Annotated in this window: 18 protein-coding genes and 1 pseudogene; 8 read left to right on the plus strand and 11 right to left on the minus strand. The window is 47.1% G+C overall.

What is annotated here, in order from left to right:
• Nucleotides 1-420: 420 nt before the first annotated feature.
• On the minus strand, nucleotides 421-1,044 hold the full coding sequence (locus QUA13_RS27355; protein ID WP_172189700.1) for a DedA family protein: 624 nt from the start codon (nucleotides 1,042-1,044) through the stop codon (nucleotides 421-423).
• Nucleotides 1,045-1,194: 150 nt separating this feature from the next.
• Complete coding sequence (locus QUA13_RS27360; RefSeq protein WP_333203611.1) at nucleotides 1,195-1,359, minus strand: hypothetical protein; 165 nt, start codon at nucleotides 1,357-1,359, stop codon at nucleotides 1,195-1,197.
• A 33-nt stretch (nucleotides 1,360-1,392) separates the two neighbouring features.
• On the opposite strand from QUA13_RS27360, the gene QUA13_RS27365 reads away from it, so the two are divergent.
• Entirely contained in the window at nucleotides 1,393-1,737 is a 345-nt protein-coding gene (locus QUA13_RS27365; RefSeq protein WP_333193425.1) for an STAS domain-containing protein, read from the plus strand.
• Between the two features lie 51 nt (nucleotides 1,738-1,788).
• Here the strand turns inward: QUA13_RS27365 and QUA13_RS27370 are convergent, their stop codons facing one another.
• The 7 genes from QUA13_RS27370 to psbN all read right to left on the minus strand — a co-directional run bounded on the left by QUA13_RS27370 (nucleotide 1,789) and on the right by psbN (nucleotide 8,668).
• Nucleotides 1,789-2,439, minus strand: coding sequence for a hypothetical protein (locus tag QUA13_RS27370; RefSeq protein WP_333203613.1), 651 nt, complete (start codon nucleotides 2,437-2,439; stop codon nucleotides 1,789-1,791).
• Complete coding sequence (locus QUA13_RS27375; protein ID WP_172189697.1) at nucleotides 2,432-2,986, minus strand: Npun_F5560 family protein; 555 nt, start codon at nucleotides 2,984-2,986, stop codon at nucleotides 2,432-2,434. The genes QUA13_RS27370 and QUA13_RS27375 overlap by 8 nt, the downstream gene beginning before the upstream one ends.
• 266 nt (nucleotides 2,987-3,252) lie before the next feature.
• Nucleotides 3,253-3,852, minus strand: coding sequence for a class II aldolase/adducin family protein (locus QUA13_RS27380; RefSeq protein ID WP_333203625.1), 600 nt, complete (start codon nucleotides 3,850-3,852; stop codon nucleotides 3,253-3,255).
• Between the two features lie 868 nt (nucleotides 3,853-4,720).
• On the minus strand, nucleotides 4,721-5,716 hold the full coding sequence (locus QUA13_RS27385; RefSeq protein ID WP_333193429.1) for a hypothetical protein: 996 nt from the start codon (nucleotides 5,714-5,716) through the stop codon (nucleotides 4,721-4,723).
• A gap of 561 nt (nucleotides 5,717-6,277) precedes the next feature.
• The gene (locus QUA13_RS27390) at nucleotides 6,278-7,189 is read right to left on the minus strand and encodes an MBL fold metallo-hydrolase (protein ID WP_333163148.1); all 912 of its coding nucleotides are present in this window, start codon (nucleotides 7,187-7,189) and stop codon (nucleotides 6,278-6,280) included.
• 1 nt (nucleotide 7,190) lies between these two features.
• Entirely contained in the window at nucleotides 7,191-8,291 is a 1,101-nt protein-coding gene (aroC, locus tag QUA13_RS27395) for a chorismate synthase (protein WP_333203615.1), read from the minus strand.
• Nucleotides 8,292-8,536: 245 nt separating this feature from the next.
• Nucleotides 8,537-8,668 carry a photosystem II reaction center protein PsbN gene (gene psbN / locus QUA13_RS27400; RefSeq protein ID WP_006633693.1) on the minus strand — a complete coding sequence of 44 codons (132 nt, stop codon included), beginning with the start codon at nucleotides 8,666-8,668 and terminating at the stop codon, nucleotides 8,537-8,539.
• A gap of 212 nt (nucleotides 8,669-8,880) precedes the next feature.
• Between psbN and psbH the strand changes: the two genes are divergently transcribed.
• From psbH to QUA13_RS27420, 4 genes are all read left to right on the plus strand, one after another.
• Nucleotides 8,881-9,084, plus strand: coding sequence for a photosystem II reaction center phosphoprotein PsbH (gene psbH / locus QUA13_RS27405; RefSeq protein WP_015176007.1), 204 nt, complete (start codon nucleotides 8,881-8,883; stop codon nucleotides 9,082-9,084).
• Between the two features lie 151 nt (nucleotides 9,085-9,235).
• Nucleotides 9,236-9,496 (plus strand): TatA/E family twin arginine-targeting protein translocase, encoded by a 261-nt coding sequence (locus tag QUA13_RS27410; RefSeq protein ID WP_172189683.1) that lies wholly within the window; start codon nucleotides 9,236-9,238, stop codon nucleotides 9,494-9,496.
• Entirely contained in the window at nucleotides 9,497-10,159 is a 663-nt protein-coding gene (pth, locus tag QUA13_RS27415; RefSeq protein WP_015176009.1) for an aminoacyl-tRNA hydrolase, read from the plus strand.
• A complete protein-coding gene (locus tag QUA13_RS27420) occupies nucleotides 10,156-10,422 on the plus strand; it encodes a DUF3146 family protein (protein ID WP_332958583.1) in 267 nt (88 codons plus the stop codon). Before pth ends, QUA13_RS27420 begins: the two co-directional genes overlap by 4 nt.
• Nucleotides 10,423-10,503: 81 nt before the next feature.
• Here QUA13_RS27420 and QUA13_RS27425 read toward each other — a convergent pair whose 3' ends face one another.
• Together QUA13_RS27425 and QUA13_RS27430 are read right to left on the minus strand one after the other, a co-directional pair.
• Nucleotides 10,504-10,878 (minus strand): S-layer protein, encoded by a 375-nt coding sequence (locus QUA13_RS27425; protein WP_333203617.1) that lies wholly within the window; start codon nucleotides 10,876-10,878, stop codon nucleotides 10,504-10,506.
• An 81-nt stretch (nucleotides 10,879-10,959) separates the two neighbouring features.
• Nucleotides 10,960-11,793 (minus strand): CPBP family intramembrane glutamic endopeptidase, encoded by an 834-nt coding sequence (locus QUA13_RS27430; RefSeq protein ID WP_333203619.1) that lies wholly within the window; start codon nucleotides 11,791-11,793, stop codon nucleotides 10,960-10,962.
• A 179-nt stretch (nucleotides 11,794-11,972) separates the two neighbouring features.
• On the opposite strand from QUA13_RS27430, the gene QUA13_RS27435 reads away from it, so the two are divergent.
• The 3 genes and pseudogenes from QUA13_RS27435 (at nucleotide 11,973) to QUA13_RS27445 (ending at nucleotide 17,991) form a co-directional block, all read left to right on the plus strand.
• On the plus strand, nucleotides 11,973-13,424 hold the full coding sequence (locus QUA13_RS27435) for a GTP-binding protein (RefSeq protein WP_333203621.1): 1,452 nt from the start codon (nucleotides 11,973-11,975) through the stop codon (nucleotides 13,422-13,424).
• A gap of 115 nt (nucleotides 13,425-13,539) precedes the next feature.
• Complete coding sequence (locus QUA13_RS27440; RefSeq protein ID WP_333203623.1) at nucleotides 13,540-14,988, plus strand: 3' terminal RNA ribose 2'-O-methyltransferase Hen1; 1,449 nt, start codon at nucleotides 13,540-13,542, stop codon at nucleotides 14,986-14,988.
• A 360-nt stretch (nucleotides 14,989-15,348) separates the two neighbouring features.
• Nucleotides 15,349-17,991, plus strand: a pseudogene (locus QUA13_RS27445) (polynucleotide kinase-phosphatase).
• Nucleotides 17,992-18,128: the final 137 nt, after the last annotated feature.

Genomic DNA, 18,128 nt, shown 5'->3' on the forward strand with positions numbered 1-18,128 from the left:
AAACTGAGCTGATGTCAGTTGTTTTTTTAAATGAGTCTGGTAAAATGTTGGTATCATTATTTTTTTGATAGGCAAGCATGTAACAATTATGCTGCCTATCTTTTTTGAGCAGCGGATTGGCTCAATCCTTACCACCTCTGGGTTTCAAGCTGGTTGTTACCCCCCCAGGGAGTTTAGTCCTTATTGACTAATAGTTTCCCTATCCGGGACAGAAGTTCTCACTACAAACTTAATTATTTTTAGAACAGATTTTTTTGCTACAAACTTGATTATTTTGAATACAGAAGTCCTGACTTATTAATAGGCGAGCGACAATGATTAGACTTTTTGCAAAAATAGATAATATCTGCGTTTATTTGCGTTCATCTGCGGTTAAAAACAGAAAATCCAGAACTTTTGCAAAAAGTCTAACCACCAATTTTACTTAGTCTTGTCCAAATTCCGCGACTCCAACCAAATAGGAATTGCAATCCAAGCAACTGCTAACAGCAAAGCAAATACCGCAAATTGAGCCGCCCAAGCTACCAACTTCTCCAAAGACACAACTTGTCCCAAGAAGTAGGATAAACTTACCATTACAGATGCCCAACTGGCAGCACCCAGAATGTTGAACAGAGAAAATTTCCAAAAAGGCATTTCTGCAATACCCGCTAGGGGGCTAGCAAAAATTCGCAGCAGTGCAATGAAACGGCCCAAAAAAACAGCTTTAGCTGCATTTTGGCTAAACTGTTCTTTTAAGTCAAACAGTTGTTCTTCCCGAAAGCGGAAAAATTTTCCCAGATTCAGCAGCAGCGGCCAGCCGCCGTACCTGCCGATCGCATAACCAAGGTTTCCGCCCACAGTCGCACCCGCGATTGCACTGCCGAGTACATACCAGTAATTCAGTTCCCCGCTGCCAGCTAAAAAACCGCCAGCAATCGTAATTGTCTCCCCTGGAAGAGGAACTCCCAAATTTTCCAGCAGAATTCCCAGAAATACTGCCCAGTAGCCGTAATCGCGCGCCAACTGCTGAATAGTCTCTAACGATAAAAACTCAAAAGACATTCGATACTGCCTTCGTAAACTTTTGCAAAGCTCAATACATTTATATATTGGCTCGATTCAGGCAATAGTGCAATCTTTCGCTGTGATGAAGAACACACTAAACTCGCGATCGCTCGCTAACCTAACAATTAGCCTTCCAGGCATAATAAATTAATATAGAATTGATGCGGTTGCCTTCCGCGCGATCGCTAGCCAGTTTCCTGCTAAATTTATCGCAACGGCTATCCCCACCGATTCCCACAAGGGCGATCGCCCTTCCTCCAACATACGCTGAAATCCCCTGATTCTTTCAACAGAATCAGCAACTGAACTCACTTATTCATACTTTACAATCCTAGGATAACTGCTATGGAATTTCCCAACTTCAACCAACCCATCATCCTCCAGCCTCAAAACTGCCTCGACTCCCAAGCAGGCAGCCTCCTCCAGCAACAGCTAGCAGAAATTGCGCCCGATCGCCATAAACTTTGGGTAATTGACATGGCCGACGTAGATTTCATCGACAGTTCCGGGATCTGCGCCTTAGTCGGCGGACTCAACGCCGCCCGCCACCGGGGATGTCGCTTCGTCATCTGCAACCTCTCAGCAACAGTCCGGCTAATATTTGAAATTACTCAACTCGACCAACTCTTTGAAATCTTCGACAGTTTCGACCAAGTTATCTCCGCTGAAACTCCGGCTCTAGTTGCTTGATTAAAACGATCTCCCAAGATAAAATCTCAAATCTCAACTTTCCCATAGACTTCAAATAACCGCAGAGCAAATTTGTATATCATAGATAGGCTTATTTGTCAAGCAATACCAATGACAGACAAATAAATCCGGTACTTGAACGCCGACAGAAGCGATCGCAGGTGCAGCCGGAAAAGGCCAAAGTCGATCGAAACAAATCCTTTCCCCTACGAACCCGAACTGCATCAAATAAGTCGCCGGTGGCCCATTTAAAAGATTCAGCAAGCGGTAAGCCAACTCATAAAGTTCCTGCCGCCAAAGATCCGACAAATGCACCGGTTGAGAGTAACTCAACTCGCCAGACTGCTTGTCAGCTTCCGCACCGATCGCCTCAGCATAGAGTGGACCCTTTGGCGTCAACACCACAGGCAGCCAAAAATTGCCATCGCCGACGGGTACTTGCAACTCCTGGGACACTCGATCGCGCGCCGCCCAAATATTGCCACAAAATCGAAACAGGTCCCGACCCGGAAAAACCAGATGGGACGGCAGATCCAGCGTCAAAGGACAAACGATCGCCCCGCCCGGAGCGATCGCGCCAGAATTGAGTTCCGAAACCCCACAGATATTGACTTCTGTTAAATGATTAGATTTAGCGATCGTCCGCAACAGAGCTTCCGCCGGGCCTTTGTGGGCATCCGCCACAATCAAAACCTTAGACATTGCCAAAGCTCGGCATTTGAATGCCCCGATCGTCCTCAGCATCCACGCTCGGAAGATCCAGGCCCTTAGCCTTGCGGCTCCGCACAGCGAGACGGTAAGTTACGCTTTGCAACTCTGTGTGCAACTGGCGGTTTTCCTTTTGCAGTTGATCCAATTTTTCCTTAATTGGCTCGATCCGTTCGGCAAACTTCTGGCGGTAAACCCCCGGCAATTCCTGAACCACCTGTTCTAACATCCGAGAACGATCAGTCAATTCCTGCACCGACTGCCGCAGTTGGTAAACCTCAGCATCCCGCTCCGCGATTTGTTCCTGATAAAAACTCACCTGTTCTTCAACAGCTTGCAGTTGTTCCCGCATAGCCTGCATTTGAGCTTGGTGGCGATCGGAAACTTCCGGCGCCGGCACAAAACTCGAATTTCCCTTCACCAGCCTGAAAAGTTCTTGAGACAACTGCTGCACCAATTGGTCGCGCATTTGCAGCTCTTCGGTGAGACGAGATACCTCTGATTGCAGTTCTTTTGAGCTTACAAGTTTAGTTTGATTCACGATGACTCTCAGCTTTTGCTATATAGTTTGTTTCTCTTTAAAAATATCTTTCCCTTACCGCAGAGGCAAGAGGCAGTTTAAAAGTTTGGAACCCGTGAGGCTAGATCGATCGCTCGATCGGCTAGAGGTCAAGGGTAAAGCTCAGTTTAACTCACATCAGGCACCCACGTCATCACTTTAGTTTCTTGCCACAGACCCACCTCAAATCCTAGATTTTTTCTCAATAAACCAGGTTTCTGAGCTTTTTATCAGAACAGTGCCAGATCTCAGGTCGAACCTATCGCAGCAGAAAGCACTTTGCCAGCTTCGTCCAAGGTGCTGCCAAAACAGACAATGCCGTCCTCGTGACCGGCCATCGCCAGAATTTTGCGCTCCGCCAAATTCTCCTCCTCAAAAAGTCTAGACATTTCTAACGCCATCTGGGGAGTGCCGTAAGGTATTTCTTTTCTAGAAGTAGGAATCTTAAACAGCAGTTGCTGCCATAGTTGAGGGTTGTGGACATGAATTATGCCGCCCACATCCTCTCTCTGAAGGTACAGGGCCCCGTGAGTCAGTGACTCAGACGAAGCTGGTACGGGGCCCCGGCAGCCGAGGAAATTTTGTTCTAAGTTAAATTCGGTAACAGTGCAGTAGGATTCTGGCCCCAGAGTCCTCAAGTGTGCAGTCTGGGTTCCCGAAATCACGAATTGGCAAGAATTGCCGAGCCTGACGCTGACGTTCCCAAACCCTATGCCATTTTCGTAGACGCCAATTAATCCCCAAGAGTGGAGCCGATCGCGCCAGTCCATCAAATCTGCTATGTTCCGGGCAGCTACAGGGTCTGCCTCTTCCCAGTCACAGCGGTACTTAACGACTCCTTCATCCATCCATTTTCCTGCCAGAGCAAGCACGACAGACACGACCCAAGCTGAGACTTAATCTAACTTTTCAAACAGCTTTTTTTTGCCTCCTGCCTTCTGTCTCGGTCTATGAGTGCCTTAACAGGTCTACATTCCAGTGTCGCCGTAATTAGCAACCGACATTAGCAAAAAGTAAGCTACGACAAAAGAACAAATTATTCCAAAAATCATGGTTTTGCCTCTAGGTGATTACAAAAGTTCAAAATGAAAACGTAGGATTTCTGTAGGGGAGTGTGATTTCAGGCTCTTGCCTCATGAAGTTTCTGATGTGAAACTACATAACTTCCCTCAACAAGTAATGGATCTAGACTAAAGCATTTATACGGAGGTGATACACGTCCTAAGAGATATTTAACCACAAATTAGCGCTCGATCCGCTAACGCAGGTAAAAAACAACCGTAAATTTACTGATTCTTTATAATTACACATATATTTAAGCGAGAGCAACACAAAAATAAAATATTTTTTAGACAGTCTTGATTTTTTAGACAGTCTTGGACGCAACTGGCAGAATCTTCGGGCGCTCTAGGGTCTTCAACACCTTTGTCGATCGAGCAATTTTGAAGCCTCATGCACCCTACAAGCTAAGAAACCGGGTTGACGATCGTAATATCATGTCCGGTACAATCACCGCAATTAAGCTCGGGTCGGCGGGTTCACCAAAATCTGCAGTAGTAGTATAAGTTATAGATTCAGTAAACCCGCGCAGACCGAGACCGGGATGGTCGATCGACCGAAGTTGATATAAGTCCTATTAACAAAAAAACAAGCCGATCGAGCAGTGATGGCCCGATCGGCTAAAGTCTTCTGTGGAGCGCGATCGCCCGCAGCCCTTTAAATGTGGAAGTGATACAAGATGCTGCCGTCGTCTTTAATTTCGCAATTGGCATTAAAGACTTCAGCTTGTTGGTTCAAAAAACGCTGAGCCACATCCGGCGACAGTCGCGTTTCCATCGCAAACCGCACCAGAGTGATTTCGCCGCGGCCTTCTTTGATCAGTCGGTACAAAGCACTTTGGAGCCTTTCGCTCTCTTCTCGCTGAAAAGCTGCTTTGTACTTCCAATCGGCAACCGAAGGAATCAAACCCCGGCTGACCAAAATCGCCAACAGCAAGCCAATTCCCAAAATCAGAGGCACTGTCGGATCGCTCGTGGGCGTCGCCACAATTTGCGGCACTGTAGCGGCGGCGAAACTGCTGACCATTTCTTTTTCCGACGCTTGCGTATCCGCCATTGCAAGCTGAGTTTTGTTGTAAAAGTCTTGCTGCAGCTTCATTTGCTGCAACAGGCGAGCGCGCTCTCTTTCGTATTGGTCTAGTTTTTGCTGAGCTTGTTTCAGGTCTTGAGTGACTTGTGCCAAGCGTTGGTTTAGCGACTGATTGACTGATTGCCACCGATATCTGTTAATCAGGCGGCTTTTTTCAACCATGCCCTTCATCAACATATCCGCCGTTTGGATTGCTTGCTCCCGATCGAGCGAGCGATAGCCAACAACAATCTCTAGGGGTTGTTCCGGCTTAGAAATCTTGACACTAGCATTTTGTCGAACTTGCTGGGGCGACAGCTTAACTGCATCTGCCACTGCTTTGACAACATTATCTGCCAGCAGAACCTCTGGGGTTAGTTGCTCTCCCTGTTTGAGAATTGTCGTGCCCGTGCTCGAAAATTTGACTGGCGGATTATTAGAAGTGAGAATGCCTTGAGCCATGAATCCGGGGAGCGGGGCGAGGCGGTAGGCCAGGGCGCCTGAAATACCCATAATTACAGCAAAACTGCCTAAGGCAATCCATCTGTATTGATGTGCTGAAGATCTAAAACGTAAATTTCCCATTTTGATAGTCAAGTCATAACATTCGCTTGCCGGAGCTACTGCCAAACCCAAGAACGATCGTTTCTTTGTGGTTAGTTAAATTGACTGCTGAAAATTTTTTCAGTTTGTACCTAAAAGCTATTAGCTTTTGACAGTTGTCAATATTCACGATCCGAAAAAACAGATCGACCTTTTACTCGATCAGAGCTATAACTTCTGTTTTTGTCCTTAATAATTAATCTGTAACAAGGCTTCTGGAAGTCTACTGGCATCAGACTAGCACTCAGGCGTGCGAGATCCTCGCCTCGCCGTGTTTGTTGACATTCAAAACTGTCTCCTTTTCACCCTTGGGAATCCTCCAATTATCTTACGTCTTGGCGTCTGGCGGACGCGGTTGAACAATAAAAAAAACCTTAAATACTTTGCCTAAAAACTTAACAAGCAAGAATTATACCATGCAGTTAAGAGTTTGCCGCAAATTAAAAAAAATTGTGGCTCTGGTCTCGCGGCCAGAGCCACATATTCACATAACAATTATGGTTCGATCGGTTGATGGTTCGATCGAGCCCCGGAGGGGAATGTTCAGAAGCCGATCGGCAAAATAAGACCCTCGCGGGCCATGACAGCCTTCGGAAAAGCGATTTGCACGTCTTCAGCGATGCGATCGAGAAAATCGTCTGTGTGAGCCGGATCGTGGTGAAAAATTACCACTCGTTTCACCCGGGCTTCCTTAGCCATTCTCACCGCTTCCTGCCAAGTCGAGTGTCCCCAACCCACCTTCGGAGACTTGGGGTTGTGATATTCCTCGTCGGTGTACATCGCATCGTAAATCAGCACATCAGCGTCGAGGGCTAAATTGTAGACATTCTCATCTAGCCGATCGGGAAAATGCTCAGTATCCGAACAGTAAACAACAGATCGTCCCTGCCAAGTCACCCGATATCCCATAGCAGTATTCGGATGATTCAGAGAACCCGTCCTAATCTCAATATCGTCCAGCATCATCGTCTGGTTGTGATTGAGTTCGTAGAAATTCAAATCTGCCTGCAAACCCATCAGCGGCACCGGCGAATTTGAGTGCAGCACCCGTTCGACAAAGTGCCTTTTCATGCAATCTCCATCCGGCGGAGTCGCCCCGTAAATATCAAAGCTATTGCCGCGGATAAAAGCTGGGGCGAACAGCGGGAACCCTTGAATGTGATCCCAATGATAGTGAGTAAAAAACATATAAGCTTGCACGGGCATTTCTTGCACCAACTGGTCTCCCAGCATCCGCAAGCCTGTTCCGCCGTCAAAAATCAAGCGTTTGCCAGCGACTCGCATTTCCAAACAAGAAGTATTGCCGCCGTAGCGAACAGTTTCCTGTCCGGGTGTCGGAACACTGCCCCGCACGCCCCAGAACTGTACGACAAAATCATCTATACCTTTTATTGATTCGGAGGGTTGAGGGCAATCAACGGGAGTTGCCGCTACTGAGGACAAGCTGATTTCCATTTTAAAATTCAGACTTTAAGGTTCCACATTGTCCGTGATGGCGCAGCAGGTGGTCGCACAACACTAAAGCTACCATCGCTTCCACCATTGGCACAGCTCTCGGCAAAACGCAAGGGTCGTGCCGCCCTTTGGCAGCCAGCAGCGTTTCTTCGCCTTCTCGGGTAACTGTGCGCTGCTGCTGGCGAATTGTCGCAGTTGGCTTGAATGCCGCCCGCAAAATGATATTTTCGCCGTTAGCAATACCGCCCTGAATTCCACCGGAGCGATTCGTGACTGTACGAATTACACCCTTGTCATCAGTATAGTATTCATCATTGTGTTCGCTGCCCTTGAGCAGAGTCCCGGCAAAGCCCGAACCAATTTCAAAGCCTTTGCTGGCGGGCAACGACATGATGGCTTTGGCCAAGTCGGCTTCGAGTTTGTCGAATACGGGCATTCCCAAGCCTTTGGGTACGTTGCGGGCGACGCATTCGACTACACCGCCGATCGAATCTCCGCTGTCGCGAACTTTTTCTATCAGTTCAATCATTCTTTCGGCGCATTCAGGATCTGGACAGCGGACTATATTGCTTTCTACTTGTTCTAAGGTAACAGTGTCCGGGTCGGCGACACATTCTAAGTCTTTGATGCGTTTGACGTAGCCGACTATTTCGACTCCTGCTGCTTGTTTGAGAATTTTTTTAGCGATCGCCCCTGCTGCTACTCTACCAATTGTCTCTCTCGCGGACGATCGACCTCCGCCTTGCCAGTTACGAATTCCGTACTTAGCATCGTAGGTAGCGTCAGCGTGGGAAGGGCGGTAGGTAGTCGCCATTTCGCCGTAATCTTGGGGGCGAGTGTCTTGATTGCGGACTAAAATTGCGATCGGCGTTCCCAAAGTTTTGCCTTCAAACACCCCTGACAGAATTTCGCAGGTATCTGCTTCTTTGCGAGGTGTCGTAATTTTGCTTTGGCCAGGGCGGCGGCGATCGAGTTCGGCTTGAATTTCCGATGCGTCGATCGACACCAGGGGCGGGCAACCATCAATTACTACTCCCACACCGCCGCCGTGAGATTCCCCAAATGTCGAGATCCGAAATAAATGCCCAAATGTGTTCCCCATGATGCTTTAGCCTGACACCTAATAATTTTTAGCTTAAATGGAATAGAGATTTACTGTATTTCTAAAAAATATACCATTTGACGAGTAGGCGACAGGCGATCACCTCATACCATCACTCCCTTCCCACCCCTAGAAGAATATCTACCAGGGAGAGAGGGAGAGACAGAGAATAGGAGATATCTGGAAACACACTTAAATTCATCAGTGTATCCGTGTCCGAATCCGTGTTGTGGCTTCCTTCTTCTTTAGTCTTCGTGTTCTTCAAAAGGATCTCTCAATTCCTTAGAAGGGGGACCGAAAGCGGTGTAGATCGAGAATCCGGTGATTGCCACCAGACACACGCCTAGCGAAATGCCGAGAACTGCTGCGGGTTCCATATTTTTGATCGATTATGAGTGCTCCACTCTATAATATTACAAAAAATAACAATCCGTCTGAAACTCTAGTGATTTTAGGCGCTGTACGGTATGGTAGCCAACCCCCACTCCCCATTTTCCGAGTCCCCCTGCAGCATTTCTGAGAAATTGCGATCGCAATTAGCGGTAGAAATATGTCAAACTTTTCTGTAGAGATTCATTGCAGGTGACTTATGGCACAACGGACTTGGTTAGGAGATATACTCAAACCCCTTAACTCAGAATACGGCAAGGTAGCCCCCGGCTGGGGAACCACGCTATTGATGAGCGTGTTCATTGGACTGTTTTTCGTGTTCTTGTTGATTATTTTGCAAATCTACAACTCTTCTCTGATTCTGGAGAGTGTGGATATGGATTGGTCGAGCCTAGGCCGCTAAAAATTGATCACAAAACAGTAAGGCTAAAAGTAAAAGCTGAGGGTTGAGGAGAAAGGGTAAAAGCTAAGTTTTCCCGTTTTTCCTTACCCTTTCCGATTACTTTTGCCATAAATAAACAAGAAGTAACTAAACAAATTGCAGGAGAAAAAACATGAATATTTTTGGCATTGGTTTGCCGGAAATGGCAGTTATTTTTACGATCGCCCTATTGGTATTTGGCCCGAAAAAATTACCCGAAATCGGCCGGAGTATGGGGAAGGCAATTCGTGGCTTTCAAGATGCTTCGCGGGATTTTGAGTCGGAGTTCACGCGGGAAGCCAAGCAGTTAGAAGAAGCAGTAGCAACTAGCAGCAAACCGGAAACTGAAAAACTCGCGGCGGCTACTCCCAAGGAAGATAGCACAGACAGTTAAATGAACAACACTCAGAAGTCGGAAACACCAGCGGAGTTAGTGATTCCCCAGCTAATAGTTGGGTTGGGAAATCCCGAACCTAAATACGATCGCACCCGACACAACATAGGCTTTAATGCTGTCGATGCCTTGGCTAAATCTTGGCAGATTTCGCTGTCGGAAAATCGCAAATTTCAAGGCATATTTGGCGAGGGAAACCGGCCACGGGGACAGAAAATCCGTTTGCTGAAACCGCTTACTTACATGAATCTGTCGGGTCAAGCGATTCGGGCGGCGACGGATTGGTACAAAATACCTGCGGAGTCGGTATTAATAGTATACGATGATATGGATTTGCCGATCGGGAAATTGAGAATGCGGCTTGCCGGTTCTGCAGGCGGACACAACGGCATGAAATCGACAATTTCTCATTTAGGCACAGACAAATTTCCCCGCTTGCGGATTGGTATCGGCAAACCTCAAAACGATGCTGCTAAAAATGAGAAAGATACGATTTCCTTCGTGTTAGGAAAATTTTCCTCAGAGGAAAGTCAGTTAGTAGAGAAAGTGCTTAAACTGGTTGTAGAAGCTGTGGAACTGAGTCTGCACCAAGGAGTAGAAAAAGCCATGAGCCTTTACAATAGTCGCACAATTGCAGAAACAAACGCGGAAACAAAAAGGTGAGTTCGAGACGTTTGCCTGAAACAACTGCATATGTCCGGGTTACTGGCCAATCTTGGCAAAAAGGCACGATTGAGGGTGAAGTGACTGCCGGCAATTTTGAGTGGCAGTTTCAGTGGCGTTTCACGTCAGAAAAAACACTGATACTTGAGCCTTCTCAGGGTAGGGCATTGATTCAGGAACCGCTGCACCGTTTCCTGGAAAAATGGGATTATCAATTAGAACCAGGTGGCGATTATTCGTTTACGGTTCGGGCTGAGTTTTAAAATCTTGGTAATGGGAAATGCGGAAAAGGTAATCGGGAATAAAAACTTCCTCTAGTAGGATATCCCGATTCCAGTAATTCTTTAATTAATCACGGGAAATTGCTGTAATGGGGAATTGGGAAACGATAATCGCGAAGGCAAACTTTCTCTAGTAGTATCTCCCGATTCCAGTAATTTTTTAATTAAATCAGGTGGCGTCGCTTCTCGGTAAGGCCCGCAATAATACATTGTCAAAACAGCTTTGTAAGCCCAGTGATTGGAAGGTACATCGGTAAAAGGATTTGGCAGGGTTTCAGCCCGATTCTGGATGCAAGCATTGAGAACTTGTTCTCGCGTTGTCTGCACTTGAACTAAAGAATTATTGGGCTTGACTTGTGCGGTATTTTGTGCGTTTGCCGGAGCTAACAAACCTGTATACATTAACAGTGTAGCAGTGCCAAAGATGATGAGTTTCATAAGTTTATAAGTTTCTGAAAAAGTTGGGTGGTAGTGAGGACTAAAGTCCTCAAAGTTGTGGTAAATAAGGGTTCTTCGTCCTTACTCGAAACCTTTGGAATGTTCGGACATTTTTCGCATTCCCAAGGCCAAGACACTCAAAAACAACAGCCCGATCGCCCCAGCTAGCGGATTGCCGTTAACTCCTGTCACCCACTCGGGAACAGAGGCCGAATATCGCACTAACTGCCCGATGTTAATCGTGTAATATCCCCAGACTAAACCTGCATGAAGCCCGATCGACAAACCGAGGCGATTTTGGCGCGATCTTTTTCCCCAAACCAAAATCAAACCCAGCAACAACAACCCCGGAAACTGCGGCCAACTCTGCAGCATGGCCGCGACAGGTTTGATAAAATGAGAGAGGGCAAACACCAGGCTATTCGCCCACAGAGATATTCTATAATTGTAATCCCGCTGCAACTCGTCCAGCAACCAACCGCGGAATACCAACTCCTCGGCAAAACCGACTCCAAGGGCGCTTAACAGCCCTTCTGCGATGATTCTCGGCAAATTATCAGAATTTTGCCACGCGACTAAGCCGAACAGCCCTTGCACCGCAAATAAGCTGAAAGTGAGCAAAAGCCCGATCGCCAATCCGATTAAAAGCTCAAAACCGTTTTTTCGCGTATTGATTAAACCGTAACTTTTGAGTAATTGGGTTTGTCCGTAAACCTGTTTTCCCCAGCGCGGCACGAGGAACAGAAACTCAGTAAACAACAATCCCATTGTCAGAATAGTTGCGAGGTTACTATCTTTAACTAAGAGATAAATTGGTGCTGCTAGCGGCAGCCAAATTGCTAGCAAGATTAATAGGAAAATTATCACACGTAAAGGAAATGGATAACTGGCTATTATTTGGAGGCGGTTAATCATTGTTGTCAATTAAACAGGTTTTACATGATATCTGTAGGGACACAGCATTTCTGTGTCCCTACCCGGATTCTAAACACGCCATTGCCGTACCCCTAATGTACAAAGCAGACGGAAAAAGCTAGAATGGCATCATATCGGTTGAAACTTTAAGTGAAGCAAAGCTATAACATTAGGTAACAATGACTGAAGCCTCGGATTTTTCAAATGTCGATCGAGAATTAGATGACACAATTTTAAGCTTCGCAGACATTCAGGCAGAACTCAACCTGCGCCATGCTAAAGATGCTCTGCGAGATATAGTAGAAAATCTCGATTTGACAGTTCAAGAGCGAAGTGGACTGGAACCGGAAATTGGCGGGTTGGAGAAAATGCTCGACAAGCTAGAGCGCGCTTGCGTGCAAATAGCTGTGTTTGGGATGGTGGGAAGGGGAAAATCTTCGGTTTTGAACGCGCTTTTGGGTCAAAATGTGTTTGAAACTGGCCCGACTCACGGGGTGACTCGCACGACGACTATCGGACAGTGGGATGTCGGAGAGGGAATTGATGAGAATTTGCCCGATCGACTTTCGCCAGTTATTTACCGTTTGTCGCAAGTTGAATTAGTCGATACTCCGGGAATAGATGAAGTTGACGGCGAAACTCGCGAACTTTTAGCCCGCCGCGTTGCTCAACAAGCAGATTTGATTTTGTTTGTGGTGGCTGGCGACATTACGAAGGTGGAATACGCAGCACTTTCGCAGTTGCGGGAAGCCGGAAAACCGATGTTATTAGTGTTTAATAAAATTGACCAGTATCCCGATGCAGACAGGCTGGCAATTTATCATAAAATTCGAGACGATCGCGTGAGAGAATTGTTGTCTCCCGATGAAATTGTGATGGCGGCGGCTTCGCCTTTGACGGCGAGGGCGGTGCGCCGTCCCGACGGCAGTATGGGCGTGCAAATGACTCGCAGTTTGCCACAAGTACAAGATTTAAAATTAAAGATTTTGGAGATTTTAGACCGAGAAGGCAAATCTTTGGTGGCGCTGAATACGATGCTCTGTGCGGGGGATATTAACGAGCAGTTGGTGCAGCGAAAAATGGAGATTCGAGATAACGCGGCTAATCGAATTATCTGGAATGCGGTAATGACTAAAGCTGTGGCGATCGCACTTAATCCAATTACTGTAGTTGATATTCTTAGCGGTGCGGTAATTGATGTGGTGATGATATTAACTTTATCTAAAGTTTACGGCATTGCGATGACGGAAGCGGGGGCGGTGGAATTGCTGCAAAAGATTGCGATTAGTATGGGGGGAATTACTGCGGGTGAATTGTTGGCTAATTTTGGTTTGAGCTCGTTGAAAGGATTGTTGGGTTTGGCGACGCCGGCGACGGGCGGTTTGGCTTTAGGGCCTTATTTGTCTGTGGCGGTGACGCAAGCTGCGATCGCGGGGGTTTCTTCCTACGGTATCGGTCAAGTTACTAAGGCTTATTTGGCTAATGGTGCTTCTTGGGGAGATGATGGGCCAAAGGCTGTTGTGAGCAAGATTTTGTCTTCTTTGGATGAGGATTCTATTTTAAATCGGATTAAGGAAGAGTTGCGGGCTAAGTTGGATTTGGGAAGTGTGGAAAAACAGAAATTTCAGTGAGAAGCAGCAAAAAAAAAGAAGGAACGAGACGGATTTTGACACGGATACACGGATTAATTATCGACCGTGATTAGTTATTTGTTATTTGTTATTTGTGAGGAACTACCAATAACCAATGCCCGATGCCCGATGCCCGATGCCCGATGCCCGATGCCCAATTCCTAATATTATGTTATTAACCATATCTACAACTCGCGTCCCTGCTACAGATTTAGGTTATTTGCTGCACAAACATCCCGATCGCCATCAATCCTTTCCGATGACTTTCGGGCAAGCCAGCGTGTTTTATCCAGAGGCAAACGCAGAAAGGTGCACGGCGGCTTTACTCTTAGATGTCGATCCGGTTGGTTTGGTGCGGGGCAAGTCGAAATCCGGCGATCGCCCTCTCGAACAATACGTGAACGATCGCCCCTACGTTGCCTCATCTTTTCTCAGTGTCGCCCTCGCAAAAGTCTTTAGTACAGCTCTATCCGGTCGCTGCAAAGACCGCCCAGAACTCGCAGAAACAGCTATTCCTTTGACAGTTAATCTGGCGGTTTTGCCCTGTCGCGGCGGCGAGAAGTTCCTGCGGCAAATGTTTGAGCCGCTTGGCTATCAAGTCGCAGCAAAACCCCTGATTCTTGACGAGCAATTTCCCGAGTGGGGCGCGAGTCCTTACTTTTCTGTGGAACTGCAAAATACAGTTCGTTTGGCGGATTTGTTAAGCCATCTTTACGTGCTAATTCCCGTGTTGGATGACGACAAACATTATTGGGTGGGCGATGATGAAATCGAGAAGTTATTGCATCACGGCGAAGGTTGGTTGAACGCGCATCCCGCCCGCGAACAAATTGCCGATCGCTATCTGAAACGCCAGCGCCGTCTGACGCGAATTGCTGTGGCACAGTTAGCAGAAGAAGATAATATCGACCCTGAGGATCTCGAAGTTTCTCACCAGCAAGAAGAGGAAGTTTTAGAACAGCGAATTAGCTTGAATCAAGAGCGTTTGGAAGCTGTGACGGAGGTTTTAAAGCAAAGTGGTGCTAAGCGAGTGGTAGATTTGGGCTGCGGTGAGGGAAAACTGCTGAAACTGCTTTTGAAAGAAAGCTCGATCGAACAAATTACAGGCGTGGATGTGTCCTTTCGGGCATTGGAAATTGCCAGGGAACGTTTGCAAATCGATCGATTGTCTCCCGCACAGCAATCTCGCATTCAACTAATTCAAAGTTCGCTGATTTATCGGGACAGCCGCTTGACTGGTTTTGATGCAGCGACGGTAATTGAAGTGATCGAACATCTGGATTTAGAACGGTTAGCTGCTTTTGAGCGGGTTTTGTTTGAATTTATCCGACCCAAAAGTGCGATCGTCACAACTCCAAATATTGAATATAATGTTCGGTTTGAAAACTTGCCTGCGGGCAAATTTCGCCACCTGGATCACCGCTTTGAGTGGACAAGGGCCGAATTTCAAACTTGGGCGAATGGGGTTGCCGAACGGTTTGGCTGTCGGGTAGAGTTTCGTTGTGTGGGAACTGAAGATTTAGAAGTAGGTTCGCCTACGCAAATGGCAATATTCGAGATGTAAAATCTATTAACTGGTTCTCAGGCAGAGCCTGGTAACGAGTAAACGAGTAAAAAATCTATTAACTGGTTCCCAGGATATTCCTGGGAACCGATGCCCAGAGGCTCTGCCTCGCGAGGTTCGAGCAGAATTCGAGGCAGAGCCTCTGGATCTGCGTTCCCAGGCAGAGCCTGGTAACGAGTAAACGAGTAAAAAATCTATTAACTGGTTCCCAGGATATTCCTGGGAACCGATGCCCAGAGGCTCTGCCTCGCGAGGTTCGAGCAGAATTCGAGGCAGAGCCTCTGGATCTGCGTTACCAGGCACAGCCTGGTAACGAGTAAACGAACGAGTAAACGAGTAAAAAATCTATATTATTAAACAATGAAAATTACGCTTCCAGAACTATCCCTAGTCGTTCTAATTGGTGCATCCGGTTCCGGCAAATCCACCTTTGCGCGGCAGCATTTCCTACCTACAGAAATCATTTCATCGGATTACTGCCGCGGTCTGGTTTCCGACGACGAAAACAATCAAGCGGCCACCGCTGATGCTTTTGAAGTATTGCATTTAATCGCTGCTAAACGTCTGGCTGCAGGTAAGCTAACTGTGATTGATGCCACCAACGTTCAGCCGGAAAGCCGCAAACCTTTGTTGGAATTAGCCCGAAAATATCATTGCTTTTTGGTTGCTATTGTGCTAGATTTACCAGAAAAATTGTGTGGCGATCGCAATCAACAACGTCCCAACCGCAATTTTGGAAATCATGTAATTCGCCGCCACATTCAGAATTTAAAGCGATCGCTCAAATCTCTCGATCGCGAAGGATTTCGCTACGTTTACGTCCTCCCTTCTCCAGAGGAAATAGAGGCCGTGGAAGTCGAGAGACAACCTTTGTGGACCAATCGCAAAGGCGACAGCGGCCCTTTTGACATCATCGGCGACGTTCACGGATGCTGCGACGAATTGGAACAATTGCTGCAACAGTTGGGCTATCAAATTATCGAAAAATCCAGCGAATCCCATTTGGGGAATTTTCCCACCTACGCGCACCCGGAGGGCCGTAAAGCCGTGTTTTTGGGCGATTTGGTCGATCGGGGCCCGCGCATTCTCGACACCCTCAAACTCGTGCGAAACATGGTACTCGCAGAAACAGCTTTGTGCGTACCTGGAAATCACGACATCAAACTGCTGCGAAAACTCAACGGCAAAAATGTCAAAATCAACCACGGACTCGAACAAACCTTAGCAGAAATTGCCGCTTTACCGGATGAATTGCGCGAATCAGCAGTAGGAGAAATTCGCCAATTTTTAGATAGTTTGATCGGGCATTACGTCCTCGATGGCGGAAAATTAGTCGTCGCCCACGCCGGGATGAAAGCTGAATTTCAGGGACGCGCATCGCGCCGGATTCGAGATTTCGCCTTGTACGGAGAAACAACTGGCGAAATCGATGAATTCGGGTTGCCCGTCCGCTACAATTGGGCCGCCGAATATCGAGATCAGGCAGCAGTTGTTTACGGACACACCCCCGTTCCAGAAACAGAATGGTTGAACAATACTGTTGATATTGACACGGGCTGTGTTTTCGGGGGCAAACTAACAGCTTTGCGGTATCCCGAAAGAGAATTTGTCAGCGTTCCTGCTGCTAGAATTTACTGCGAACCTGCCAAACCGATCGCCTTTCAAGACAGCCAAACTCCCCTTAACAATAGAGACATGAATTCACCCGCGACCGATAGCGGTTTGGCTGCAGTGAATCTCACCGCCCAACAGCAGTTTGATGACGTACTGGACATTAGCGACGTACTGGGAAAACGCATCATTTCAACTCGCCTGCAAAGTAACATTACGATTAAAGAAGAAAATGCGATCGCAGCCCTAGAAGTAATGAGTCGATTTGCCGCCAATCCCAAATGGCTGATTTATTTACCGCCCACAATGTCTCCCGCTGCTACCTCCAACGAACCAGGACTTTTAGAACATCCAGCCGAAGCATTTAGCTACTACCAACAGCAGGGCATATCGACAGTTGTGTGCGAAGAAAAGCACATGGGTTCCCGTGCAGTTGCGATCGTTTGCCGCGACGCACCGGCAGCTTTACGGCGCTTTGGCATTCTCAGCGAGAGTATTGGCATTTGCTACACCCGCACGGGACGGCATTTTTTCGATAATTCTACCTTAGAAAAAGAATTTTTAGCGCGGGTAAATGTCGCTCTCACTGCGAGCAATTTTTGGGAAAAATTTCAAACCGATTGGGTGTGTTTGGACTGCGAATTAATGCCTTGGTCAGCCAAAGCTCAAGGTTTATTAAAAGAGCAATACGCCGCCGTGGGAACAGCATCTCGTCACGGGTTTGCGGAGGCGATTAAGAACTTAGAACAGGCAAAACAGCGGGGAGTTGAAATTAATTCTTTGCTGACTAGCTATCAAGAGCGAGCCGAACTAGCCGATCGCTATGTTCATGCTTATCAGCGCTACTGCTGGCCAGTGAAATCGCTCTTGGACCTCAAATTAGCGCCTTTCCACATCTTGGCAACCGAGGGAACTGTTCACACTGACAAAAATCACTGTTGGCACATGGAACAGATTTCACAAATTTGTAAAGCTGACCCGGAATTCCTGTTAGCTACTGAATACAAAATAGTTGAAATTGCAGATTTTGACAGCAGATTCGCAGGGATTTAATGGTGGGAAAAACTGACGGCGGCGGGAGGCGAAGGAATGGTTGTTAAACCAATGGACTTTATTGTGAAAAATAGCAAAGGACTCGTACAGCCTGCGGTGAAATGTCGCGGTAAAGAGTATTTGCGGATTATTTACGGTCTGGAATACTCTTTGCCGGAACATTTAGAAAGATTGCGATCGCGCGGACTTTCAGGCAAGCGTTCTTTGGCGTTGCGAGAGTTTGCTCTCGGTGTAGAAGCATTGGAGCGATTTGTGGCGGGCGCTCCATTGAGACAAGTTCACGAGTGCATTTTCGGAGTTTTAGCGATGGAAAGCGAACCTGTCGATCCGAGGCTGTAAATTTATTCCATAGGACTTACGCTCCCTATCACACTTCTTCGGGGATGAGATGCCTGACGGCAGAAGTGTTGAATGCTTATTTGATAGGATTCTGAAAATAGACATACGAATCCTATAAACTGGTGATTTCAGCAATT

It is taken from the genome of Microcoleus sp. S28C3 (genome assembly GCF_036700785.1).
Taxonomy (GTDB): Bacteria; Cyanobacteriota; Cyanobacteriia; order Cyanobacteriales; family Microcoleaceae; genus Microcoleus; species Microcoleus asticus.

Excerpts from the sequence above, each read along its gene's own strand:
- QUA13_RS27365 (WP_333193425.1), top strand. The coding sequence starts at position 1,393 with ATGGAATTTCCCAACTTCAACCAACCCATCATCCTCCAGCCTCAAAAC.
- psbN (WP_006633693.1), bottom strand. The coding sequence starts at position 8,668 with ATGGAACCCGCAGCAGTTCTCGGCATTTCGCTAGGCGTGTGTCTGGTG.
- QUA13_RS27355 (WP_172189700.1), bottom strand. The coding sequence starts at position 1,044 with ATGTCTTTTGAGTTTTTATCGTTAGAGACTATTCAGCAGTTGGCGCGC.
- aroC (WP_333203615.1), bottom strand. The coding sequence starts at position 8,291 with ATGGGGAACACATTTGGGCATTTATTTCGGATCTCGACATTTGGGGAA.
- QUA13_RS27435 (WP_333203621.1), top strand. The coding sequence starts at position 11,973 with ATGACTGAAGCCTCGGATTTTTCAAATGTCGATCGAGAATTAGATGAC.
- QUA13_RS27390 (WP_333163148.1), bottom strand. The coding sequence starts at position 7,189 with ATGGAAATCAGCTTGTCCTCAGTAGCGGCAACTCCCGTTGATTGCCCT.
- QUA13_RS27430 (WP_333203619.1), bottom strand. The coding sequence starts at position 11,793 with ATGATTAACCGCCTCCAAATAATAGCCAGTTATCCATTTCCTTTACGT.
- psbH (WP_015176007.1), top strand. The coding sequence starts at position 8,881 with ATGGCACAACGGACTTGGTTAGGAGATATACTCAAACCCCTTAACTCA.
- QUA13_RS27370 (WP_333203613.1), bottom strand. The coding sequence starts at position 2,439 with ATGTCTAAGGTTTTGATTGTGGCGGATGCCCACAAAGGCCCGGCGGAA.
- QUA13_RS27385 (WP_333193429.1), bottom strand. The coding sequence starts at position 5,716 with ATGGGAAATTTACGTTTTAGATCTTCAGCACATCAATACAGATGGATT.
- QUA13_RS27425 (WP_333203617.1), bottom strand. The coding sequence starts at position 10,878 with ATGAAACTCATCATCTTTGGCACTGCTACACTGTTAATGTATACAGGT.
- QUA13_RS27440 (WP_333203623.1), top strand. The coding sequence starts at position 13,540 with ATGCCCGATGCCCGATGCCCGATGCCCGATGCCCGATGCCCAATTCCT.
- QUA13_RS27410 (WP_172189683.1), top strand. The coding sequence starts at position 9,236 with ATGAATATTTTTGGCATTGGTTTGCCGGAAATGGCAGTTATTTTTACG.
- pth (WP_015176009.1), top strand. The coding sequence starts at position 9,497 with ATGAACAACACTCAGAAGTCGGAAACACCAGCGGAGTTAGTGATTCCC.
- QUA13_RS27380 (WP_333203625.1), bottom strand. The coding sequence starts at position 3,852 with ATGGATGAAGGAGTCGTTAAGTACCGCTGTGACTGGGAAGAGGCAGAC.